Source organism: Thalassotalea sp. HSM 43, from assembly GCF_004752005.1.
Classification (GTDB): Bacteria; Pseudomonadota; Gammaproteobacteria; order Enterobacterales; family Alteromonadaceae; genus Thalassotalea_A.
In genome coordinates, this window is the sequence record NZ_CP038493.1 from 2,581,949 (window position 1) to 2,604,915 (window position 22,967).

General features: G+C 43.6%; 21 protein-coding genes and 1 pseudogene. 8 read left to right on the forward strand and 14 right to left on the reverse strand.

All coding sequences use genetic code 11. The features are described from left to right. Positions 1 to 23 precede the first annotated feature (23 nt). The 4 genes from E2K93_RS11125 to E2K93_RS11140 all read left to right on the forward strand — a co-directional run bounded on the left by E2K93_RS11125 (position 24) and on the right by E2K93_RS11140 (position 3,593). Positions 24 to 1,559 carry an SO2930 family diheme c-type cytochrome gene (locus E2K93_RS11125; protein ID WP_135439160.1) on the forward strand — a complete coding sequence of 512 codons (1,536 nt, stop codon included), beginning with the start codon at positions 24 to 26 and terminating at the stop codon, positions 1,557 to 1,559. A gap of 347 nt (positions 1,560 to 1,906) precedes the next feature. Continuing rightward, on the forward strand, positions 1,907 to 2,605 hold the full coding sequence (gene ssb, locus E2K93_RS11130) for a single-stranded DNA-binding protein (RefSeq protein ID WP_135439161.1): 699 nt from the start codon (positions 1,907 to 1,909) through the stop codon (positions 2,603 to 2,605). A 70-nt stretch (positions 2,606 to 2,675) separates the two neighbouring features. Continuing rightward, complete coding sequence (locus E2K93_RS11135; RefSeq protein WP_135439162.1) at positions 2,676 to 3,050, forward strand: hypothetical protein; 375 nt, start codon at positions 2,676 to 2,678, stop codon at positions 3,048 to 3,050. 69 nt (positions 3,051 to 3,119) lie between these two features. Beyond that, entirely contained in the window at positions 3,120 to 3,593 is a 474-nt protein-coding gene (locus E2K93_RS11140; RefSeq protein ID WP_135439163.1) for a hypothetical protein, read from the forward strand. 81 nt (positions 3,594 to 3,674) lie between these two features. Here E2K93_RS11140 and E2K93_RS11145 read toward each other — a convergent pair. From E2K93_RS11145 to E2K93_RS11185, 9 genes and pseudogenes are all read right to left on the reverse strand, one after another. Beyond that, a pseudogene (locus E2K93_RS11145) lies at positions 3,675 to 3,810 on the reverse strand (IS5/IS1182 family transposase); the annotation flags it as partial. A 142-nt stretch (positions 3,811 to 3,952) separates the two neighbouring features. Beyond that, entirely contained in the window at positions 3,953 to 4,903 is a 951-nt protein-coding gene (locus E2K93_RS11150) for a class I SAM-dependent methyltransferase (protein ID WP_135439164.1), read from the reverse strand. A gap of 44 nt (positions 4,904 to 4,947) precedes the next feature. Then, the gene (locus tag E2K93_RS11155; protein ID WP_135439165.1) at positions 4,948 to 5,802 is read right to left on the reverse strand and encodes a tryptophan 2,3-dioxygenase; all 855 of its coding nucleotides are present in this window, start codon (positions 5,800 to 5,802) and stop codon (positions 4,948 to 4,950) included. Then, complete coding sequence (locus tag E2K93_RS11160; RefSeq protein ID WP_135439166.1) at positions 5,802 to 7,175, reverse strand: FAD-dependent oxidoreductase; 1,374 nt, start codon at positions 7,173 to 7,175, stop codon at positions 5,802 to 5,804. The genes E2K93_RS11155 and E2K93_RS11160 overlap by 1 nt, the downstream gene beginning before the upstream one ends. 14 nt (positions 7,176 to 7,189) lie before the next feature. Next, on the reverse strand, positions 7,190 to 9,238 hold the full coding sequence (gene kynU / locus E2K93_RS11165; protein WP_135439167.1) for a kynureninase: 2,049 nt from the start codon (positions 9,236 to 9,238) through the stop codon (positions 7,190 to 7,192). A gap of 61 nt (positions 9,239 to 9,299) precedes the next feature. Then, positions 9,300 to 10,292, reverse strand: coding sequence for an amidohydrolase family protein (locus E2K93_RS11170; RefSeq protein WP_135439168.1), 993 nt, complete (start codon positions 10,290 to 10,292; stop codon positions 9,300 to 9,302). Between the two features lie 3 nt (positions 10,293 to 10,295). Then, positions 10,296 to 10,874, reverse strand: coding sequence for a 3-hydroxyanthranilate 3,4-dioxygenase (locus E2K93_RS11175; protein WP_135439169.1), 579 nt, complete (start codon positions 10,872 to 10,874; stop codon positions 10,296 to 10,298). Positions 10,875 to 10,881: 7 nt separating this feature from the next. After that, the gene (locus E2K93_RS11180) at positions 10,882 to 11,301 is read right to left on the reverse strand and encodes a RidA family protein (protein ID WP_135439170.1); all 420 of its coding nucleotides are present in this window, start codon (positions 11,299 to 11,301) and stop codon (positions 10,882 to 10,884) included. Positions 11,302 to 11,349: 48 nt separating this feature from the next. After that, a complete protein-coding gene (locus E2K93_RS11185; RefSeq protein ID WP_135439171.1) occupies positions 11,350 to 12,819 on the reverse strand; it encodes a 2-hydroxymuconic semialdehyde dehydrogenase in 1,470 nt (489 codons plus the stop codon). A 183-nt stretch (positions 12,820 to 13,002) separates the two neighbouring features. Here E2K93_RS11185 and E2K93_RS11190 point away from each other — a divergent pair, with 183 nt between their 5' ends. After that, a complete protein-coding gene (locus tag E2K93_RS11190) occupies positions 13,003 to 13,905 on the forward strand; it encodes an alpha/beta hydrolase (protein WP_135439172.1) in 903 nt (300 codons plus the stop codon). A gap of 63 nt (positions 13,906 to 13,968) precedes the next feature. Here the strand turns inward: E2K93_RS11190 and E2K93_RS11195 are convergent, their stop codons facing one another. Beyond that, positions 13,969 to 14,889 carry a LysR family transcriptional regulator gene (locus tag E2K93_RS11195; protein WP_135439173.1) on the reverse strand — a complete coding sequence of 307 codons (921 nt, stop codon included), beginning with the start codon at positions 14,887 to 14,889 and terminating at the stop codon, positions 13,969 to 13,971. A gap of 143 nt (positions 14,890 to 15,032) precedes the next feature. On the opposite strand from E2K93_RS11195, the gene E2K93_RS11200 reads away from it, so the two are divergent. From E2K93_RS11200 to dmpG, 3 genes are read left to right on the forward strand one after another with little or no spacing between them, the layout of a single operon-like run. Then, positions 15,033 to 15,833, forward strand: coding sequence for a fumarylacetoacetate hydrolase family protein (locus tag E2K93_RS11200; RefSeq protein ID WP_135439174.1), 801 nt, complete (start codon positions 15,033 to 15,035; stop codon positions 15,831 to 15,833). Positions 15,834 to 15,873: 40 nt separating this feature from the next. Further along, on the forward strand, positions 15,874 to 16,770 hold the full coding sequence (locus E2K93_RS11205) for an acetaldehyde dehydrogenase (acetylating) (RefSeq protein WP_135439175.1): 897 nt from the start codon (positions 15,874 to 15,876) through the stop codon (positions 16,768 to 16,770). Between the two features lie 11 nt (positions 16,771 to 16,781). Then, the gene (gene dmpG / locus E2K93_RS11210) at positions 16,782 to 17,801 is read left to right on the forward strand and encodes a 4-hydroxy-2-oxovalerate aldolase (protein ID WP_135439176.1); all 1,020 of its coding nucleotides are present in this window, start codon (positions 16,782 to 16,784) and stop codon (positions 17,799 to 17,801) included. Positions 17,802 to 17,875: 74 nt separating this feature from the next. Here dmpG and E2K93_RS11215 read toward each other — a convergent pair whose 3' ends face one another. The 4 genes from E2K93_RS11215 to E2K93_RS11230 all read right to left on the reverse strand — a co-directional run bounded on the left by E2K93_RS11215 (position 17,876) and on the right by E2K93_RS11230 (position 22,677). Further along, complete coding sequence (locus E2K93_RS11215) at positions 17,876 to 18,523, reverse strand: TetR/AcrR family transcriptional regulator (protein ID WP_189637754.1); 648 nt, start codon at positions 18,521 to 18,523, stop codon at positions 17,876 to 17,878. Between the two features lie 133 nt (positions 18,524 to 18,656). Beyond that, positions 18,657 to 20,012 carry an APC family permease gene (locus E2K93_RS11220; protein WP_135439178.1) on the reverse strand — a complete coding sequence of 452 codons (1,356 nt, stop codon included), beginning with the start codon at positions 20,010 to 20,012 and terminating at the stop codon, positions 18,657 to 18,659. 93 nt (positions 20,013 to 20,105) lie between these two features. Beyond that, on the reverse strand, positions 20,106 to 21,200 hold the full coding sequence (gene aguA / locus E2K93_RS11225; protein ID WP_135439179.1) for an agmatine deiminase: 1,095 nt from the start codon (positions 21,198 to 21,200) through the stop codon (positions 20,106 to 20,108). Positions 21,201 to 21,270: 70 nt separating this feature from the next. Then, positions 21,271 to 22,677, reverse strand: coding sequence for an APC family permease (locus E2K93_RS11230; protein ID WP_135439180.1), 1,407 nt, complete (start codon positions 22,675 to 22,677; stop codon positions 21,271 to 21,273). Between the last annotated feature and the right edge of the window lie 290 nt (positions 22,678 to 22,967).

Genomic DNA, 22,967 nt, shown 5'->3' on the forward strand with positions numbered 1-22,967 from the left:
TTTGTAGTGGGTAGGTGAATAAAATGAAAAATTCTAGAAGTGTAAAACTCATTTCACTGGCAGCGATTTTCAGCTTGGGCTTAACGGCTTGTGGCAGTGATAGCGAAAGCTTGCCAGAAAGCAACCAAAGCGTTCTGCAAGATGCTGATGGTGATGGTTACGCTGATCACAATGACGCTTTTCCAGATAATGCAAACGAATGGTTTGATACAGATGGCGATGGTGTAGGTGATAACGCTGATGCATTCCCTCATGATGAAACCGAACAATTAGACAGCGATGGCGATGGTCGTGGCGATAATATCGATGTATTTCCTAACGATCCAAATGAATGGAAAGATGACAACAGCAATGGCATAGGCGACAACGCTGACAGTGGTCGTCCAATCAATGAAGATGCCGGTGGCCCAACAGGTGGTGAAGGCGATTGTGATGCCGATGTTGACGGTGTTAACTGGGATGCATTGATGACCAAGAACTGTGCAAGCTTGTCTTCATATAACTTGTTTACAGACAGCACAGATCCTACAGCGGGTACTAACTCAGGTGGTGTGCCATTTGATTTAGCGATTCCACTGTTTACTGACTACTCGAGCAAGTATCGTTTCGCCTTTTTACCAGGTGGTACGCAAGCGAAATATACTGAAAATGAAATCTTTGATTTTCCTGTAGGTACTGTGTTGGTGAAAACATTTACCATGCCAGTAGATACAGCTGACCGCAGCGGTGACGAATTGGTTATCGAAACGCGTTTGTTAATTCACCGCGAAAACGGTTGGAAAGCACTGCCTTATTATTGGGATGCTGAATATGCCGATGGTAAAGACGCGAAACTTGCCATTACCGGTGCCAGTTTAGACGTGACCACGATGCACAAAGGTGAGCAACTAGACTTCACCTACCGTGTACCGAAAGCGACAGATTGTAATGCATGTCACCAATTAGAAGGTGAGAGCAGTCTTGAATTCACGCCAATTGGTCCTAAAGCACGTAATTTGAATAAAGACTTCGATTACGCGTCAGGCACTGAAAACCAGTTAACCTACTGGCAAGATAATGGTTTGCTAGCGGGCATGCCGTCAGCAGCAGACAGCTTGCAAAAACTGATGTTATTCAGAGACGACACGCAATTGAACCAGTTGTCGGCGGAAGAGCTTGATAATGCAGCGCGTGGTTACTTAGATAGTAACTGTGCACATTGTCACCGTTCAGAGCTTAGCTTGTCAGAGCGTGGCTTAGATGAGTACACAGGACCTGCGGGTTATACCGGTTTACAACTTGAGTTTAACCGTGATTTAAATGAAGAAACGTCTAAGTTTGGTTTGTGTAAGCAACCGATTGCTAACCGTGATGACACTAACCGCGAAGAGCTAAAAGAAGAGTTCCCGGAAAGCCTGCAATACGATGTTGTACCAGGTCACCCGGAAAAGTCTTACTTGCTTTATCGTATGACAACAAATAATGCGAATCAGCGTATGGCACCTTTGGGTCGTAGTATCCATCATATTGAAGGTGTTGAGTTGATAGCAGAATGGATTAAAACTTTGCCTGAGTGTTAATTAATAATAATAAATAACCATTAGGCAATAGTACTCTGGGGAGAGTAAGCCGGTAACGCATGTTATCGGCTTTTTTTTGCCTTAATTTTGAGCAATGACGAGCTAAAATATTGTTTTTAAGCTAGTTCCCAATCGCTTAATTTGTGATTGATAAAAAACCTTATATTTGACCCCTTAATTGTGCTTTTTAAATTCAAAATTCAGTGCTAAGATGGCAGACTTAACTGAATTTGATAATGCATTTCAATTCATCTTTATACGCAGGTATAGAGGCATCGTAACTCGTTTCCAAACGTCAACGACGAGTTATTTAATGATTCACATAAAATAGAAACAGGACTTTTCACATGGCCAGTCGTGGTGTAAATAAAGTAATTATTGTAGGTAATCTGGGCCAAGATCCAGAAACACGTTTTTTCCCTAATGGTGGAGCAGTATGTAATGTAACTATTGCTACTTCTGAAAGCTGGAAAGACAAACAATCAGGTGAGCCGAAAGAGCTAACTGAATGGCATCGTGTTGTATTCAATGGTCGTCTAGCTGAAATTGCAGGCGAGTATTTGAAAAAAGGTTCTAAGGTTTACATCGAAGGTAGCCTACGTACGCGTAAGTGGCAAAACCAGCAAGGCCAAGATCAGTACACAACTGAAATCCGAGCTAATGAAATGCAAATGCTAGACTCACGCAATGCAGGCGCCGGTGCTGGTGCAGGCGGCGGTAACTTCGCAGGTGGCGCAGCAGCGAGCGGCGCGGCGGCAGGTGCAGCTTCTGGTGGCTTTGCTCAGCAAAACCAAGGTGGCTTCAACCAAGGTCAAGGCAAACCAGCTATGCAGCAAGGTGGTTATCAGCAAAATCAAGGCGGTAGCTTTAACCAGCAAGGTGGCGGCCAACAAAGTGGTTTCTCTGGCGGTCAACAACAAAGTGGCTTCCAAGGTCAGCAATCAGGTGGCCAACAAAGCGGCTTCTCTGGTCAGCAAAACCAGCAAGCAGCTAAAGTGAACCCTCAAGAGCCAGCAATGGATTTTGATGACGATATTCCGTTTTGATCTAAAACAAAATAACTTAATGTTGATTTTATAACTAAGGGCCTGTTTTTACAGGCCTTTATTTTTCCTGTTGAAAAAAAGTATTGATGCTCTTACGGATGGTAATCTTAGTTGGTTTGAAAAGGCCTCCTTTGGAGTTTTGAACTTTTTCACTGGATTCGAGGAGCAAGCGGATATAGATGCCGTAACTAGAGGAATGGATTATTATGATGAAGTTCATTCAAAAAATGGAAATAATAGCTCTGTTAGCTCATGTTTGGACGCTGATTCTATAGAAGATCACCAAGAAGTTGCAGACGAAGCTAACACAAGTCCAGGAGGGACAGGCGGCAATAACGCACCTAATGGCAATGTTTATTTGCCTGGTACTACGCCAATATCTCCAGGTACAGAATGGTGTTTTGTAGACACATATGACACAGTACAATTTTGTTGGATAGAGTAATAACATCGACATATGCTGAGGCAATCTAACGTAAAAATAGGTTGCCAGTTTACTTAAAGTGAGTATACAGTGAGAGCTTTTTTTATTTTTTTAAGTGTTGTTATTTTCGGGATGTATGCCTTATTGCACGATCCAGATTTGGACGATCAATTGCTTGTAAATGAGTATCAAGACAATAAGCATGTTTTCGATGCAATCTCTGAGTTATCGTGTTCAATTGATTTTAACGGTGCATTTTACGCTTCAAAAGCATCAGATATCGAAAAACATGTGTTAAAAAAACATTTGAGAGCGGTTAATGTTGAATATGTGTTTATTAAATATGATGAAAATTTTTGCAATCTAGCTTTAACTCGGTTTGTTAGAGGTTTCGCGGGAAAAGGATATTCTTATAAATTCAGATATAATCTTCAATCGCCAAACTTATTTGATGAAAAAGTTCATGATAAAAACAATTGGAGAGTCGGTTTAAATGAAGAAGGTGTTTTTACATATGACGTGCCGCTGGGGAACGGTTGGTTTTTAACGTACACTCAATCATAATTGCAAAGTAGAAAGAACATTACTGAAGTTATTACTAAGCATATCGCTAGAGGTGTTGAACTTTGTGTGTTATTTGTTTAATCAGCAATGCATCGGCAGCCAAACCATTTCAAATGCAAGGGCAACCGTACTTTCATAGTTTCTTTCTAATTTGTCGTAACGGGTCGCAACAGCCCGATATTTTTTAATTTTCAACCAGGTGCCTATATTTATATAAGCACTAATCAAATTCATCAGGGTTGAGACCAAATCTGGATCGTGCAATCAAAAATCATCAAACCATGTGCAATATGCATTTTTTGCATAATCGTCAGTTCGCTATTGCACTAGAGAGTTGATATCTGCTTACTAAGATCGCTTTAGGCACTTTTATTGAGCTTTATTATCCAACCTAGCAGGTTGTCTTTGTCGTCGTGTAGTAACTCTTTCGCAAAAGGTTTTAGGCCTAATTGGTCTGCTTGAGTTAACAATAGCTCGAGCTTTTTCTCGCTAATCGCGGCATTTTTCAAGTCAGACAGACGTTGTATGTGACTTCTCGCTTCCATTTTGTAGGCGTCTACTTTACTGAGCCTTTGTTGCTGGCTAAGTGTCCCTTGCTTAAACAATGTTAAAATCAGATCTTGAATATTGGTATCCATATAACTGGTTTTATTATCTTGCTCTAAACTGCGTATTTTATTGTTTAGTTTATTTCTTAGCTTTTCCGATTTGGGATCAAAGCGATTGTCATCATCGCCAAGTTGCTTTACGAGCTTAATAATAATGGCAAGCAAGCCATTACTGCTTAAGATTTTAGTTAACAACTGAATGGTTTTATTGTTTCTTTTTAAAATCACAGAATCAGCATGATGGGTAACTAGAATAACCTGTGCGTTGGGCTTAGACACTCTAGATATTTGCGCCAACGTTTGTAATTGGTCGCTGTATTCGAATCCATATTGCGAAGTAACACAATCAAATGTTTGATCAGCAAAAGGCAACGTAGTGGAGCAGGTGTTGGGGTACAGTTCGACAGTATCTTGAGCTTGTGATGAAATATCAGCTAATTTTTCGCTAATTAGGCTGGTATCTATATTAGCAAGGTCGGTCGCGCAAAAATGATGTTCCAGTGCTAATTTATTTGACACTTCAGCGCCGATCAAAGGCAAGGATGCATTGCCTGTGGCGAGATCAAGAATCTTCGCTTTTTTAGGCAGACTGGAAAAAACGGTCTGCCAAAAATCTAGATATACGCCTTGATAATTATTGTTGAAAGCACTGCCAAACGACGTTAAAAAGCCACTATGCCAATAGTCGTCCCAATGTTGCATTAGGCCATTCCTTGTTGTTATTCATTAGGTTTAAGTGTCTTGTATTACAAACGTGTTCGTAATTCAAGCAGTTCTGGAAAGAAACTTATATCCAGTGCTTTTTTCAAAAATCCGACACCAGATGAACCGCCGGTGCCCATTTTATTACCAATAATACGTTGTACTGTGTACATGTGCTTAAAGCGCCAGTTTTGAAAGGCATCTTCAATGTCCATCAGTTTCTCGGCCAGCTCATACAACTCAAAGTGTTTTTCAGAATTGGCGTATACCGCAAGCCAAGCATTTAACACCGATTCATTCTTACTGTAAGGCAAATTAAAATCACGTGTCAGTTGTTCGTCATCGATGGCGAAACCTGCGCCTGCTAGCGCCTTGATTGCTTCATCGTAGATACTTGGCGCGCTTGATACTTTAGCCAACTCAGCGTGTACTTCAGGCGTTGCTTCGTGCACCTTCAACATGGCTTTGTTTTTATTTCCCAGCAAAAACTCTAGCTTGCGGTATTCGTACGACTGAAAGCCAGAAGAGCGACCCAATGCATCACGAAACTTAAGGTAATCAACCGGTGTTAGGGTTGATAATACCCCCCAGGATTGGGTCAGCTGAATAAAAATCTGTTTAACCCGAGAGATCACTTTAAAGGCATGGCCAAAGTCACCATCTTGTACATTTTTAATCGCAGCGCTTAATTCAAAGCCGGCTAATTTAAGCCATAATTCACTGGCTTGATGAATGGTGATAAACAGCATTTCATCGTGCTGATCTGACAATGGCTTTTGCGCGCTCAATATTTGATCGAGACACAGATAATCGCCATAAGACATATCGTTTTTAAAGTCGGTGTGAATGCTGTCTTCGAGATCGCGAACATTCTTTTCTTGATGATAAGGGCAAGACATTATGCTGCCTCCAATTTTGCTACAGCTAAGGAATGCAATCGGTCATAAACATGCGCTTCTTGCCAGCATTCGGCAATGTTAGGGATTTGCATGATTTCATCCATGATTTGCTTTTGTATGTCACCGGTACGCAATGCGTATTCGTAGGGAATATGGGGTGAAAAGGTTACCATAGAATATAATGGCACCCAAAGTTCAGGGTAGCGTTCATTAAACTTTGCTTCTATCTTCTTGCGTAACAAAAAGTTGGCATCACCACTGAGTTCACTCATTTCAATGAAGTTGCGTTTAGCAAGTTCGATAATGGCGTCACCATTGGCTTTTCGTGCCGCTTGATAAGCGGGCAAAATCTGTTGCCAGTCGCCGTTATATTGGCTTTCCAGCTCATCCATCACGCGGCAGTCTTCAAAGCCACAATTCATCCCCTGACCATAAAACGGCACCATAGCATGAGCGGCATCGCCAATTAAGGCAACCTTATTGTTAAACACCCACGGATAGATATGTACTAGGCATAATGAGGATGGACGCTTAGCGAGAAAATCATTTACCGGATCATCAAGCAAATCAAGCGCATCGGCAAAGTTATCGGCAAAAAATGCTTGTACTTTTTGCGCGTTATCCAGTGATTCGAAACTCAGTTCACCTTCATGATCTAAAAACAATGTACAGGTGAATGAGCCATCTGGGTTAGGCAGGGCAATGAGCATGAACTCGCCGCGAGGCCATATATGCAGGGCATTTTTTTCCATCTTATGGCTACCGTCCGCATTGGCGCTAATGCTTAATTCCATATAGCTTTGCGGCATGTATTCCAAACTATGGCTTATGCGCTGGCCTTGCAGCTCTTGTGCCAAGCGACGTACTTTGGAAAACGCACCATCGGCGCCAATCATTAAGTCGCTGTCAAACTCGGCATCGCCATCTTGGCAGCTAAAGGTGCTGTGTAAGCTGTCAAAATCGAGCTCTGCTAAGCGGTGCTCAAAATGCACCTTAACGTTGTCTTGTTGCTCGGCGATATTAATCAACTGTTCGTTAATGCCTGAGCGTGACACAGACCATATCGCTTGATTGTCTTTACCGTATGGGAATGTCGTCAAGTTGCCTTGTTTGTCGTGCATAACCCGGCAATACATCGGAATAGCATGTTCACGAATTTCTGTATCAAGGCCAATTGATTGTAAAGCCAACCAACCGCGATCAGATAAGGCAAGGTTAATTGACTTGCCTTGATAAATGTTGGTTTGCCTAGAGTCTGGGCGCGATTCAAACAAATCGATTGGATAGCCTTTCTTGGCAAGCATTACCGCCAGTAAGCTGCCAACAGGGCCGGCACCGGCGATGGCGATGCGTTGTTTCTGTGAGTTACTCATCAAATACCTCCCGCCTAGTGTTGCCAGTTGGCAAGCAAACCTTTAAGTACTTGGCCAAAACGATAGACATCACTAAAGCTGTTATACAAAGGTACCGGTGATAGACGGACAACATCAGGTTCACGAAAATCAGCAATTACGCCAGCTTCCGTTAGTGTTTTAAAGAATGACTTATCGGTACCCACCAATTTAACGGACAGCTGACAGCCGCGCTGATTTGGATTTTGTGGGGTGATAATTTGCAGTTCAATATTGTCAAACTGACCGACAATATCGTTAAAAATAAACTCTAAGTAACTGGTTAGTTTTAAGCTTTTCGAGCGCAGTTTTGCCATACCGACTTCATCAAACATATCTAAAGATGACTTCAATACGGCCATCCCCATGACTGGTGCATTACTAAGTTGCCAGCCTTCTGCTCCTGTCATCGGTTGGAAGCTGTTTTCCATCAAAAAGCGACGCTCTTTGTTATGACCCCACCAGCCACCAAAACGATTTAGCTCGGTATTATTGCCGTGTTTATCATGAACGAAAATAGCGGCGGTATTACCTGGGCTAGAGTTCAAGTATTTATAAGTACACCAAGCAGCAAAATCGACATTCCAGTCATGCAATTGCAGTTCGATATTGCCAACACCATGCGCCAAATCAAAACCCGCTAAAGCGCCAACACTATGAGCTGCTTTTGTTAAGGTTTGCATATCAAACACTTGACCGGTGAAATAGTTGACGCCGCCTAAGAACACCAATGCAACCTCATCGCCATGTTGTTGTATGGTATCGATGATGTCTTGCTCGCGAATGGTATGTTCTCCCTCACGCGGTGCCACTTCAATAATCGCATCATCCGGTTGGAAACCATGATGACGCACTTGCGTTTCAAGCAGATAACGATCCGATGGAAACATTTTCGCTTCGGCGATGATCTTAAAGCGTTTTGCTGTTGGCTTGTAAAAAGAGACAAACAACAAGTGTAAGTTGTTGGTTAATGAGCCCATACAGACCACTTCCGACTCATTCGCGCCCACTAGATTGGCCGATTGTGGTGTTAATAGTTCATGGTAACTCACCCACGGATTTTTCGCTTCAAAGTGGCCCTCGACGCCCCATTTAGCCCACTCGTCTAACTCGGTATTAACGTAGTCGCGAGCCGCTGTTGGTTGCAGACCTAATGAGTTGCCGGTGAAGTACAATACTTGCTCGCCATTAATTACTGGGTGATGAAATTTATCGCGGTATGGTTTTAATGGATCTTGATTATCCATTTGCTCGGCAAATTCTTGGCTGTTTTCAAAGGCATTATTTGGCAACAGATGAAATCCACAGCCGCCTAATCCTTCAACCTCGACGCTGATATGTTGACCCGCCTCTAGTGCAACCGCAGCCGTAGCGGCGCCGGCAAGAATGATTTGTCCCGGTAGCAGTTCTTCGCCTGATTCGGCAATGCAACGAGCAGCCTCAACCAGAGAGTTTAACGGATGATCTAAAATCGCGCTGCTGTCGCCGCTGGCGGCGCTTTCACCATCAACCAGTAAGTCCATATGCAAGTTGCTGATATCGGTATCAGCTGCATGCCATTTACCAATAATAAAGCCGGTACTTGAACAGTTATCGGCGATAACATCGGACAACGAAAACTTGAAGTTACGATAACGTGAGTCAATGATTTCAATAGCGGGGGCGATCGCTTCTACGGCGGCGAGCGCTTGTTCAGGGGTAACAATGCCAGAAAGAGGCGCTTTTAATTTGAAGGCAATTTCTGGTTCAGCGCGCGGATGAACGTATTCATTTAAATTGATACTGTCATTTTGCTTGATGATCATAGAGTCTGTTAGGCGACCCCAAATCAAATCATCGACGCCCATCTGAATCATCTTAGCGCGTGAGGTAAAGCCCATTTTATAACCCACTAATTTCTCGCCGCGCTCAAGGCGCTGGTCGATGCTGAGCTTTTGTACTTGATAAGCTTGAGGTAATGACAATTCGGTATCTATCGACAGCTGTTCGACACTTTCTGCGGTCATGGCTGCGTTATCTAATTTGATGGCTAATTCGTTTAACATAATAAAATTCTTTAATTCGGTTATTTTTCACTTGGCGCAATGTCTGTATTGTTACAGAGCACTAGATGCCAAAAAATTGCTCAGCGTTGCTGGCAAGTAATTTTTGTTTGACGTCGTCTGCGAGGGTTGGCGCAGTCTTAATTAATTGTCCCATTTGCTGTTCGCCCAAAGGGAATGGGTAATCGGTGCCAAACATTAAGCGCTCGGTGCCCATCTTGCGTACCAGTAACTCTAAAGAGTCATGGTCAAATACGGCAGTATCAAGATGGAAGCGATTTAAATAATGACTCGGTGGAAATTCAGATTTCCCTCGAGCGATATCACGGTGATGCCAGGCGTTATCCAGACGGCCTAGCAAAAACGCAAAAGAGCCACCGCCGTGAGCAAAACAGATTTTTAACTTGTCTGACACTCGGTCAAAACCACCGCCTAAAATCATCGAGACAATGGACAGTTGAGTTTCTGCTGGCATACCAACGGTCCAGCCCATCATGTAATCTTTGGTGCGCTCGCTCGCCATCATGTCCCAAGGATGGACAAATACCGCAACATCTTCGCTAGCACAGTGTTGTAAGAAGGTTAATACACCTTCATCATCCATATTTTTAAGACCAACGTGGTTGCCTATTTGCACACCAACATGGCCAATACTTTTAGCGCGAGTCACTTCTTTACAGGCTAAATCGACGTCCTGTAATGGCACTTGTGACATCGCAAATAAACGAGTTGCGTCATGGCTGCATATCTCCATCGCCGCATCATTAAATATTTGTGCGCAATAATGTGCTTGTTCTGGCGGCTTTTGATAGGCAAACAAAATCGGCGTTGCAGAAATGATTTGTTTTTCTACGCCATCTCTGTCCATTTCTTCAAGGCGTACAGCAGGATCCCAACAAGCGGAATAGATCGGGCGAAATTCTTGCTGGCCTTTCATAAGCATGGCTTTGCCATCGTCTTGATGGCGTAGCCATGGCCAGTCATCGCCGCCAAACTTGGCTTGTAAGTCTTGCCATGTTTTCGGGAAAAAGTGAGAGTGAATATCGACAACGCGCATAGTTTATTCCTCTGCCTCTGTAGTTTGTTCTGCTCTAGGCGGAATATGTACCCAGCCTTGTGGTGGTTGCTTACCCGGGTGTAATTCACCGCAATTTGGGCAAGTACGCGCCTGCTGATCATTGTAAAAGGCTTGATAAACCTTAGGTAAATCATCAACGATGGATTTCAATATGACTTCTGAACGATGCACCAATGACTCACAGTTGAAGCAGTACCATTCAAAGGCATCTTTCATGCCGTCAGGGCGTTTGGGTTCAATAACCAAACCGATGCTGCCCTCTTGTGGGCGCTGTGGTGAGTGGCGTACATGTTTCGGTAAGAAGAAAATATCGCCTTCACGAATAAACACATCTTTGCATTTACCGTCTTCAATCACCTTTAACACCATGTCACCTTTAAGTTGATAGAAAAACTCTTCAACTGGGTCGTCGTGAAAATCGGTGCGTTGGTTTGGGCCACCCACAACCGTCACCATCATGTCGGTATCCTGCCATATTTGCACATTGCCCACAGGTGGCTTCAATAAGTGTTTATGCTCTTCAATCCAGGCATGAAAATTAAATGCTTTTAACGCTGACATATTTAGCTCATCCTTGTGGTTTGTAGGCTACCGCTTTGCATTCGATCAACAAATGCGGGTGAGGCAATTGATGAACCGCAACCGTGGTGCGAGTAGGACCGTCGTAATCGAAATACTCGGCATACACCTCGTTGTAACCGCCAAAGTCATTCATGTTGACCAAAAAGGTATTGAACTCAACTAAATCGTCAAGACTGGCGCCAACACTGTTTAATAAATCTTGGATGTTTTCGATAACCGCACGAGTTTGCTCACGAATGTCTAAATCGGTAACGCCCATGGCATCGACGCTGACACCGGCGAAACTGTTATCTGGCAGGCGTGATGAGGTACCAGAGATAAAAATAAAATCGCCAGCACGTTTAACGTGGGGAAACTTACCTCGTGGTGTGGCTTTGCCACTGACAACTTTTGCTTCTGTAGTCATACTGTTCTCGGTATATTTAACTTGTTGTAATTTAATGTGTTATTAATTTTATTGTTGGTCTATTTGGATACATACATTGCTTGGTTCGCTGTAGAACCCTAGCGAATGCTGACCACCTTCACGGCCGACACCGGATAACTTCATACCACCAAAGGGGGTACGTAAATCCCGTAAAAACCAGGTGTTAACCCATACCAAGCCAACATCTAATTGTGCTGCTGTGCGATGCGCTCGGCTTAAGTTTTCTGTCCATATCGAGGCGGCGAGACCGTATTCGGTATTATTAGCACGTTGTAGAACCTCATCTTCGTCGTCAAATACTGAGACATGACAAATCGGGCCAAAAATCTCTTCCTGATTGGTGCGAGAGGTATCGTCTAAATCGGTGATGATGGTGGGTTCAATGAAATAGCCGTTATCGCGTTCATCGTTAAATTTTGGTACACCACCGCCACTAATAAACGTCGCCCCTTCATCCTTGGCTAACTGGTAGCATGCCAACACTTTTTGTTGATGAGCTTGCGATACCAAAGGACCCATAAAAACCTTTTCATCGGTTGGGTAACCTATGGTGATGTTTTCTGCTTCGCGTTTTAATCCGTCGACAAATTCGGCAAAAATACTGCGCTGCACATAGACTTTTTCGGTGCACAAACACACTTGGCCACAATTGGTAAACGTAGAGCGGGCAACACCTTTGACGGCTTTGGCTAGGTCGGCATCGGCGAAAACAATCGCGGCGTTTTTACCGCCTAGTTCAAACGATAAAGGTTTAACGGTATTGGCAGCACTGTTCATAATGTGTTTGCCAGTTTTTGATGCACCGGTAAAGGTAACCGCATTAATGCCGGTGTGCGCGGTTATGGCATCGCCGATATCTGTACCGCGACCCAATATGAGGTTAAATGCACCTTTTGGAATGCCGACTTCATCCATGATCTGCGCCAATAAATACATGGTCGACGAGGTTTCTTCTGAGGGTTTAACAATAACTGAATTGCCACAGGCCATCGCTGGCGCGATTTTCCATGTCGCTAACAATAACGGTAAATTCCACGGAGAGATAATAGCAACCACACCTAAGGGTTTATTGACGGTGTAGTTTAGGGCTTTATCACCATTGGCTTGTTCGGTGATAAAGGTTTCACCGCCCTGAAACTTAACCATATCAGCAAAGGTTCTAAAATTTGCGGTGCCACGCGGAATATCAATGGTTTTTAATTGATGCAATGACTTACCGGTGTCGCGCATTTCCGCATCAATAAACTCTTGCTCTCGCTCGGCCATTCGGTCAGCGACTTTATGTAATAAGGCGCAGCGTTGATTAACGGTCATTTTGCCCCAGCTATGTTGCTGGGCATGACGAGCGGCATGTACGGCTTGGTCAATCAAAGGCTTGTCGGCTTGATAAATATCGCCAATCTTGCTGCCATCGACCGGGTTGATGTTGTCAAAACATTGCCTTGTTTCGACAAATTCGCCGTCAACATAGCAATATAAATCCTGAATATTGGACATAGTAAACACGGTGTTAACAAATAATGATTAACTCTAGCGCGTTTTATTAAATAACAAAATTTTTAAAAAATTACGTTTTTAATAAATATTGTGAATGCTTTTATATTCAAAATATTTATCTTTAGTGATAATTAATTCAATTTATCGAAATGCCAATTCGGGTCTATAGTTTTTAGCTGACGTTTGAAAACAATAATAATAACCTTTAACAACGTTTCGGATATTGCCATGTTGTACCGTGAATTTGACCTTGAACAATTAGAAACTCAATACTCACCGAGTAGCTGTATTGACGATATTAACGTGTTTATTCAGCGTTATGTTGATGACAGTAAGTCCTCGGCGCTATGGGCTGAGCAACATCAAAGCCTGCGCAGCAACTTAGCTTATGGCGACAGTGAGGATGAACTGATTGATATGTATTTACCAACGGCTAAGCAAGCCAAAGGTAAATTACAGGTATATATTCATGGCGGATATTGGCAACAATTAACCAAGGATGAGAGTGCCTTTGCTGCGAATAATTTTCAGCAGCTGGGCTGTCACTTTGCTGTGATCAACTATGCGCTGGCGCCTAAAGTGCGTCTAGCGGATATTGTTGAACAAAACCGTCGTGCCATTGCCTGGCTCTACTTAAATGCTGATAAGTTTGGTTATGATGCTGAACAAATATATTTGTCTGGTAGCTCTGCTGGTGGTCATTTAGCGATGCTGATGGCGCAAACCGACTGGCGACAATACGGTATTGAGAATGGCGATTTTATCAAAGGAATATGCGCAGTCAGTGGCATATATGATCTCGAGCCTATTGCCCATACCTATATCAATGAGCCGCTGCAGCTAAGCGAGCAAGAAATTCAAACCTTAAGCCCGATACGATTATCAACGCCACAATGTCAGGTCATTATTGCCTATGGTGACAATGAAACCAGCGAATTTAAACGCCAAAGTGATGACATGGCGCGTCGACTAGACTGTGCAAGTTTGCAAGTTGCGCGATGCAATCACTTTGATGTGATCATGGAACTTAGTGATGCCAATTCGACATTGTGTCAGCAGGTGATTAAGCAAATGCAGTTGGCTTAGGTAACGAAACCGGCCACAACATCTATTCAGCTATTCAGCTATTCAGCTATTCAGCTATTAGGCTTACGAGCTGAAATGACTTAAAGCCGTTGCTAATAAATTCGCTGGCGCCTGAATGTTTTCACGTTTGGCGAATGCCAAATGCCAATACACATGCAATCCATCGCTATTAACCTTAGCGGTGCGAATGTTGTGGCTATTCTTGTATGGTAATAGCAAGTGCTTCGACATGATGGAAATACCCAAGTTAACATTAACCAGCTCAATAATGGCGTCATTAAAACCAACCTGCATTACCTTTTTAGGAATGATGTTATTGGGCTTGAAGAACAGCTCATATTCGCGGTGTTTCTCGGGTACCGTTGAATTGGTGATGTAGGTTGACTGTTTAAAATCTTCAATGTCTAAGTGTCTTTTACTCGCCAATGGGTTGTCATTACTCAAACACACCATAAGCTCATCGCGATGAATAAACATCGACTGATATTGGCTTTCATCGATTTTTAGGTTTTGGTTATCACTGCAAATCAAGGCGATATCAATATCACCGTTATATAGCGCATTTAGTGGTTGCAGCTGCGCGTTGGCATTAATTTCCAATTCAACCTGTGGCATATGCTTGGCAAATGCCTGAATGGTTTCTGGCAACCATTTAAAAGATGAATAGTTTGGTAAACCTAAGCGAACCACTTGTTCAACACCGTCGGTTAAACGCGCAATATCGTGTTCGACCCGTGCCAGCTCTTCTAATATCTTATTGGCTGAATGCAATAAGCGTTTACCGGCAGAAGAGATGATCAGTTTGCGTCCTCGTCTTACGAATAACTCGGTATTCAAGCGTCGCTCGGCTTCTCTGATGCGATTGGTTAACGCCGGTTGGGTGATAAACAAACGTTCAGCAGCCTCTTTCACTGTTTCTGACTCAGCGATGGTACTGATCATTTTTAAATGACTGATATTGAGCTGACTTTTGGCAAGATCCATAGGTGCCTTTCTTTCGCTGTGATTATACTAAATATTCAAGATTTGAATGATTAGCTTAACTTAATTCAATTATTTTTATTTAATTTTATCAAGTAGAGTTAGTTTGGCAATAAATTATTGAATAAAAGGGTTTCTCAGCCGTTATGCAACAGCAACAATTACAAGCACTGGCAGATGAGCTATACAGCGCATTAACGTCACGTCAGACAATCACACCTATCAGCGAACGAGAAGGTGAATTTACCTTAGATGACGCCTATAAAGTGTCGCAATTGTTTTTACAACAACGTCTGCAACGTGGTGAAAAGGTTATTGGTAAAAAGATCGGTTTAACCAGCAAGGTTGTGCAGGACATGTTAGGTGTGCATCAACCGGATTTTGGTTTTTTAACCGATACCATGATTTATCAAAGTGGTGCCAAAATACCGTTTAGCAAAGAGCTGATACAAGCGAAATCGGAAGGTGAAATAGCCTTTATTCTTAAGCATGATTTGCAAGGGCCTGGGGTCACACCTGACGATGTCCTAAATGCCACCGAATCGGTTGCGGCCTGTTTTGAGATCGTTGACTCTCGGGTTGCTGATTGGCGCATTACAATTACTGACACCGTTGCGGATAACGCCTCTTGTGGCATTTTTGTGTTGAGTGACGAGCGAGTAGACCCACGCAAGGTAGACTTTGAACAGTGTCAGATGCAAATCCACAACCATGACCAACTTATTGCTGAAGGTCAGGGCAGTGCCGCGTTAGGCTCACCCTTAAACTGTGTTGCCTGGCTAGCAAATGTATTAGGCGATTATGGTGAAAGTCTCAAAGCTGGTGAGATCATATTGTCAGGTTCTTTGGCGGCGATGATCCCCTGTAAAGCGGACGACAACATGCGCATGCATATTGATGGTGTTGGCAGTGCCAGCTATCAATTTGTTGATGACGCAAATGAATAATAAAAACAGTCTGTATCAAGGCAGATAAAGAGAACACGTTATGACTAACAAGATTAATGTTGCTTTAATTGGTTCCGGTAATATTGGTACCGATTTGATGATCAAAGCATTGCGCAGTGACATCATAAATCCCGTATGGATGGTTGGCATAGACCCAGATTCTGATGGCTTGGCAAAAGCTCGCGATGCCGGTCTTAAAACCACCGCCAATGGCATAGATGGCCTACTCGAACACATCGACGCTGATAATATTCAAATTGCATTTGATGCCACCTCGGCATACGTACATGGTGAAAATAACGCTAAATTACAAAGCAAAGGCGTTAAGGTGATTGATTTAACGCCTGCGGCGATAGGCCCATTTTGTGTACCGCCGGTCAATTTAGAAGAACAGATTAAAGCTAACTTAGCCAACGTCAATATGGTGACCTGTGGCGGTCAAGCGACGATTCCAATCGTTCATGCCATCTCCCGTGTTCAAGATGTTGATTATGCCGAAATTGTTGCCACTATTGCATCAAAGTCGGCAGGTCCGGGTACCCGTAAAAATATCGATGAATTTACCCGCACAACCGCTGGCGCGCTGGAAAAAGTAGGCGGTGCCAAGCAAGGTAAAGCCATCATTGTTATGAATCCGGCAGAACCACCATTAATGATGCGTGATACCGTGCATTGTTTATTGCCAGATACCCCCGATGAGCAAGCCATTACCGAATCTGTATTGAGCATGATAGAAAGTGTTCAACAATATGTACCTGGTTATAGCTTAAAGAATGGCCCGGTATTTGATGGCAACCGAGTCTCGGTATTTTTAGAAGTGGCTGGTCTTGGCGACTATCTGCCGAGCTATGCCGGTAACCTCGATATCATGACAGCGGCGGCATTAAAGACCGGTGAAATGATTGCAAGCAAGCTCGCCATTGATAGCGCAAGTTAAGGATGAATACTATGAATTTACGCAACAAAAACATAACCTTGCATGATATGTGTTTGCGCGATGGTATGCATGCGAAACGCCATCAAATTTCGTTGGATGAAATGGTTAGTCTTGCGACTGCTTTAGATGATGCGGGCGTGCCATTAATTGAAGTGACACACGGTGACGGCTTAGGCGGCGCATCGGTGAATTACGGTTTTCCTGCGCACAGCGATGAAGAGTATTTATCGGCAGTGATCCCAAAGATGAAACAAGCGAAAGTATCGGCGCTGCTATTACCAGGTATCGGTACCATCGACCATTTACAAATGGCCTACGAGCATGGCGTCAACACCATTCGTGTAGCAACCCAATGTACCGAAGCGGATGTGAGTGAACAGCACATTGCTAAGTCGCGAGAACTGGGCATGGATACCGTTGGCTTTTTGATGATGGCACATATGCTAGAGCCTGAGCAATTGCTGGCACAAGCCAAATTAATGGAAAGCTATGGTGCGAATTGTATTTACTGTACCGACTCAGCCGGCTACATGTTGCAAGAGGATGTATACAGCCGCATTAGTGCCTTACGCGAAGGTTTAAACAGTGACACTGAAATTGGCTTCCATGGTCATCACAACCTTGCACTTGGTGTGGCCAACTCGCTAACCGCGGTAGAAGCCGGTGCAACGCGCATTGACGGTTCAGCGGCAGGGCTTGGTGCTGGCGCAGGGAATACGCCTTTAGAGGTGTTTAATGCGGTAGCGACACGCATGGGCGCCAATACCGGTGTTGATGTGTTTAAATTGATGGCCGCGGCTGAAGAGATTGTCGTGCCTATGATGGAGCAACCGATACGTGTTGACCGCGACTCGCTTGTGCTGGGTTATGCCGGTGTTTATTCATCATTCCTATTACACGCCAAACGTGCTGCAGCCAAATACGGCGTTCGTTCTGAAGAAATCTTAATGGAGCTAGGGCGGATGAAAACCGTCGGTGGTCAAGAAGACATGATTGAAGATGTCGCTCTGAACTTGGCAAGACAAAAATAAGCTTGGTTAATTTAGATGATAAAAACGGGACTCAGGCCCCGTTTTTTTATCGCGAAAGAAAATAGATGCCGCAGTTATTCTTTATCATCTTGTGATTTTAACGTCATATACGGCGGGAAATAATTGGCTAAGTATCCATTAACGGCCAATATCGCTTCACGGCAGGCACTATCGGTGACGGTGCCTTTGGCCATATAACCTAACGACAGCACCACATTACCGATGACTTCGGCGATTTCAAATAGGTTTTTATCGTCCGGTAATGGCGGCAAATGGAAGTAGTAGTCAAAAATTTCAAAGTCGCGTACTCGCTCATCATGCAGGCGTGTCAGTCTCGCCTTTGCGATGCTGGTTGATGGCAACAAACCTAACATCAGTTTGGGCGCATAGGGATGCGTATTATGAAATTGTTGACTGGATTTAAACAATAATTCACTCAATTGGCGCCATTCAGTTATATCGCTATTTTTTAATGTTTCTTGATAGAGTGAATTCAAACGATCGCGCACACTAAGCATGACATCGGTGAGTAAATCATCAATTTTAGGGTAGAAATGATAGAGCGATGATGGCGGGATTTCAGCCTCTGCCGCAACATCATACAAAGACAAGTCATTGACGTCCTTTGTTTTTAATAGTTCGATAGTTGCTTCGCGAATCTTTTCTTGTCGGTCGAGACGCCGCTGCTGTACTTTTCGAGTTTTCTTTTCCTGTTCCGTCACGATTTCATCTCATTTGTCATTGCTAGGCATTTTTGAACACTGTCATTATAGGAAAATAGCGTCAATATAAACAACATGTTGTTGTTATTATCTACAACATTTGAGCATACATGGCAGCATTCTTAATATTGGCTTAACTGACGCTTACTTGCTCCGTTAACGTTTTGCGTAATGGTTGATGAATGACGTATTCACCAATCAGCAAAACAGTAGCAAGACCTAAACTGGTTACTAGGAAGTCGTTGATATTAAAGCCACCTGGCGGAAAGATAAAAAATACAATGGCTTGTACCAAGAAGGCCATCGCCGGTACCACCAATAGCAATTGCTTAGATAGAGCTTTTTTACCCGCTGATTTTTGTAGAATCATATAGGTAGGAAATAGCGCCAAGTAGGGCAATAAGAAAATCAGATTGGCAAACGAAAATAACGCCCAAAATAACCCTTCCGCTGATGACGCCATAGTGCCGTACAATAAAATCGCGGTTGTTGAAACCACACCGGTAAGTAAGCTGGCGCCGACAGGCGTGCCGTACTTTTTGTGGTCGATGGCAAATACCGCTGGTAGTTCGTTGTCATGAGCGGCTTCACTGGCTGCTCGGTTGGCACCCATGCCCCAAGTGACAATATTGGCTATAAAACTAAAAATTGCCATAAAACCAACCATGTACAACAATATATCGCCAAACGGCAGTGGTGCGAGCATACGCTCAAAGGTTTGTAATAGTCCGGTAACTAGGCCGATATCTTCAACCGGAATCGCTACTAATATCCCCAACACTGCAAATAGATATAACGCCGTAATGATCACCCCTGCGACCAGCAAGGATATCGGAAGATCGCGCTTGGGATTTTCCATTTCATCGCCGGAACAACAGATTAGATCAAAACCCATTAATGAGAATATAATCACCGGAAAAAACTGTAACCCTGCATCCCAACTTGGCGTTAAGTTACTTATATTTATGGTATTAGCGACACCTTGTTCAAAAGCCATCATCACCCCGCCAATACCCAGTAATAGCACCACCAGCATTTTGCACCAAGCGCCGATTATTGGCACCCACTTGCCTGAATCCGGTGAAATGATGCACACTGCAACAGAAATCCAAGTGGCAATAAGGGCGATAATAATTTGCCAATATAGCGGCATGCCAGGCCAGAATAATTCGGCGCTGAATCCGGCGAGCATAATAAAAGCAGCCGGCATCCATAAGGCGACGTTAATCCAATAAAGCCAGCTGGTGCGTGCAGCCCATTTATCACCGAGGGCTAATTTTACCCAATGTACAATGCCACCTTTTGACGGAAATTGAGTACCTAGTTTGGCACTGATTAACGCATAAGGAATGGCAAAACAGATAAACGACAATACCCACCAAGTTAATGATTGAACGCCAATAGCCGCGGCTGCAGCAATGCCATCGATGGTTAATATCGCACTGATTGTGAAAAGGGTGATCTCTTTTTTCGTAAGCTTGTTAACCATAATGACTCTCGACTTAAAAGGCAGTGTGCGCTGCTAATGCATGATTTGCGGGCAAATAACGAAGAAAAGCCAGATCCTTCTGGCTTTTTCGGTTTATGCTACCGCGGGAATCTGCTGAGTTATGCAATGTATGTTGCCACCGCCAAGCAGAATCTCTCGAGCTGGTACACCAACGATGTCGTAGCCTGGGAACGCTTGTTGCAACACAGCTTTCGCGTCGTCATCGTATTTCGGATCCAACAATGGCAGGATGATGCGCTGATTGGTGATCAGGAAGTTCGCATAAGAGCCTGCAAGGCGTTCACCTGCTTCGCGCTCCATACCGTCACAACTATCGATACCTTGCGCTTCTTCTTCAGTGATAAAAAGAGGGCCTGGAATGTGCACTTTGTGCACTTTTATTTGGCGACCTTGAGCATCGGTTTCATTGGTTAAGGTTTTGTATGCGGCCTGAGAAATAGCGTACTGCGGGTCGTTTTCATCGTTGCACCAAGACAAGACCACTTCGCCAGGTTTAACTACATGAATCAGGTTGTCGACATGACCATTGGTTTCGTCGTTATACAAACCGTTTTTGATCCAAATAACTTTTTCAATACTAAGGTGGTCTTTTAATACCTGCTCAATCTCTTCTTTGCTCAAATCAGGGTTGCGACTTGGGTGCAATAAACACTCTTCTGTGGTGTATAAAGTGCCTTCACCATCAACGTGTATTGATCCACCTTCGAGAACGATAGGAGCACGATAGCGATCATTTCTCATCACTTCGCATATTTTACTCGCTACTTGATCATCTTTATCCCAAGGGAAATACAACCCATCGACCAAGCCGCCCCAAGCATTAAATTCCCAATCTACACCACGGCGTTCACCTTGCGTGTTGATGACATAGCTTGGCGCAATATCACGCATCCAAGCGTCATCAGTGGTCATTTCAACAACGCGAATCTTGTCTGATAGACGGCTTCTAGCGTTGTCGTATTGATCCGCTGAAACAGCCATGGTTACCGGTGTTACTTCGGCGATTGCTTCTGCGACATCAATAAATGTTTTTTGAGCGGATTTACCACCATTGCGCCAATTATCCGAGCGCTCTGGCCAGGCAATCCAAATTTCATCTTGTGCTTCGTGCTCACCAGGCATGCGGAAACCATCGGCTGCTGGTATAGACTTCAATAACATACTCATGTGATTCTCCAGTAATTTGTCTACTAGGTTGGCCTGCTGACGAAAACCATCAGCAGGCGCATAGTTGAGGTTAGGCAGCAGGGGCGCTGGCCGGTTGTTTGGCAAGGCGTTTCATTGCCCCAGCAAGTAGGTATTCACCAACAGCTATGGTAATGACAATGCCTATTGCTACTGGTGTTGTGTATGTCCAATCAATCACACCTGAGAAAATTTCAGGGAAAATGAACAACAACACAGCTTGAGCGATAAAGAAGGTACATACCGCAGCGATAGCGTATTGTGTTTTCATACCGCCAGGCACTTTGTACGGACGTGGTTTGTTTGGATCCAATTTGCGTAATTTAACGTGCGCAGGAAACATCAATAAATAAGGTAATAAGAATATGCATGAAGAAAATGCGAATACTGACCAGAATAATGCGTCACTTTCACCTGATGTTAAACCATACAGAATGATAACAATGGCAGAAATGATACCTGTAATGTTGTTCGCACCAACCGGTGTTTTGTGAACAGGGTGTTCTTTAGCAACCGCATCAGGTAACTCGCCTTGCTGCGCTGCTTCCATTGCCGCACGACTGGCACCCATTGTCCAGGTTACCATATTGGCAATAAACGTTAATAACGCCAATGTACCAATGATGTAGACCATTGCAGTACCAACAGGACCATTACCAAATAATGTTTTCAAAGTGGCGATGATACCAGAGACAAGACCGACATCTTCTACTGGCAGAGCTAGCAAGATACCAAGCGTACCAAAGATGTATAAACCGGTCACAACGGCAGCCGATAACATAATCGATTTAGGGATATCTTTTTGTGGATCTTTAATGGCATTGCCCATACAAGCAACAAGTTCAAAGCCCAATAGGTTAAAGACAATAACAGGTAAGAAACCCAATGCGGAATCAAAACTTGGCGTCATAGTCGCTAAGCTAAATTCATTGGCAACGCCATGTTCCATGGCGTACATAAAACCACCGACACCTAAAACAAGAATAACAACTACCTTGGCTAACGCACCGAGGTTGGTTACCCACACACCGGCGTCTACCGAAATATTACAGATGTTTATGGTGATTGCGGTTAACAGTACGCAAATTGCAATTTGCCACCATAAACCCAGACCTGGGAAATACATTTCAGCAAACATACCAGCAAACATTATGTATACCGCCGGCATCCATAGAGCAACGTTTATCCAATAATAAAAGGTGGTTCTAACCGCCCATTTAGTGCCGAATGCACGCTTAACCCAATCGTAAATACCACCTTCACCTGGATAGGTCGTGCCTAACTCGGCGGAAATCAAACCATAAGGGATGACAAAAACGAATAATGTGATCAGCCACCAGGTTATCGCTGATGGGCCAAGAGATGCTGAGGCGGTTAAGGTATCGATAACCAGTACCGCACAAACGCTGAAAAGGGTGAGGCTGGGTAAGCCCATCTTTCCACTTGTTTCTTTAGACATGACGCTACTCCACTTAATGTAACAATATTTTCTGAATCTTGTCGTTTGCCTTACTTATGTCGTTGTTAAGTGAGCGACCAAGTGTGTTCGTAAACGTCAAGTGATTCAAATCGAGGTGGATGCTACATTCTCGATAAATATCGAAATTTGATGTAGATCAACGAATGCATCTTAAATGGATAAATATCTATAAAATTATCATTTTGGGCGTTTTAACTGTTAATGGGTGTGGTTTTATGGGTTAAAAACTGTAACCTTGTAACTCATTGTAATTGCTTTGTTTAGTTGTG

Excerpts from the sequence above, each read along its gene's own strand:
- kynU (WP_135439167.1), bottom strand. The coding sequence starts at position 9,238 with ATGTTAAACGAATTAGCCATCAAATTAGATAACGCAGCCATGACCGCA.
- E2K93_RS11150 (WP_135439164.1), bottom strand. The coding sequence starts at position 4,903 with ATGCAACATTGGGACGACTATTGGCATAGTGGCTTTTTAACGTCGTTT.
- E2K93_RS11125 (WP_135439160.1), top strand. The coding sequence starts at position 24 with ATGAAAAATTCTAGAAGTGTAAAACTCATTTCACTGGCAGCGATTTTC.
- E2K93_RS11155 (WP_135439165.1), bottom strand. The coding sequence starts at position 5,802 with ATGTCTTGCCCTTATCATCAAGAAAAGAATGTTCGCGATCTCGAAGAC.
- E2K93_RS11200 (WP_135439174.1), top strand. The coding sequence starts at position 15,033 with ATGCAACAGCAACAATTACAAGCACTGGCAGATGAGCTATACAGCGCA.
- E2K93_RS11220 (WP_135439178.1), bottom strand. The coding sequence starts at position 20,012 with ATGGTTAACAAGCTTACGAAAAAAGAGATCACCCTTTTCACAATCAGT.
- ssb (WP_135439161.1), top strand. The coding sequence starts at position 1,907 with ATGGCCAGTCGTGGTGTAAATAAAGTAATTATTGTAGGTAATCTGGGC.
- E2K93_RS11205 (WP_135439175.1), top strand. The coding sequence starts at position 15,874 with ATGACTAACAAGATTAATGTTGCTTTAATTGGTTCCGGTAATATTGGT.
- E2K93_RS11195 (WP_135439173.1), bottom strand. The coding sequence starts at position 14,889 with ATGGATCTTGCCAAAAGTCAGCTCAATATCAGTCATTTAAAAATGATC.
- E2K93_RS11230 (WP_135439180.1), bottom strand. The coding sequence starts at position 22,677 with ATGTCTAAAGAAACAAGTGGAAAGATGGGCTTACCCAGCCTCACCCTT.
- E2K93_RS11170 (WP_135439168.1), bottom strand. The coding sequence starts at position 10,292 with ATGCGCGTTGTCGATATTCACTCTCACTTTTTCCCGAAAACATGGCAA.
- E2K93_RS11160 (WP_135439166.1), bottom strand. The coding sequence starts at position 7,175 with ATGAGTAACTCACAGAAACAACGCATCGCCATCGCCGGTGCCGGCCCT.
- aguA (WP_135439179.1), bottom strand. The coding sequence starts at position 21,200 with ATGAGTATGTTATTGAAGTCTATACCAGCAGCCGATGGTTTCCGCATG.
- E2K93_RS11180 (WP_135439170.1), bottom strand. The coding sequence starts at position 11,301 with ATGACTACAGAAGCAAAAGTTGTCAGTGGCAAAGCCACACCACGAGGT.
- E2K93_RS11185 (WP_135439171.1), bottom strand. The coding sequence starts at position 12,819 with ATGTCCAATATTCAGGATTTATATTGCTATGTTGACGGCGAATTTGTC.
- E2K93_RS11175 (WP_135439169.1), bottom strand. The coding sequence starts at position 10,874 with ATGTCAGCGTTAAAAGCATTTAATTTTCATGCCTGGATTGAAGAGCAT.
- dmpG (WP_135439176.1), top strand. The coding sequence starts at position 16,782 with ATGAATTTACGCAACAAAAACATAACCTTGCATGATATGTGTTTGCGC.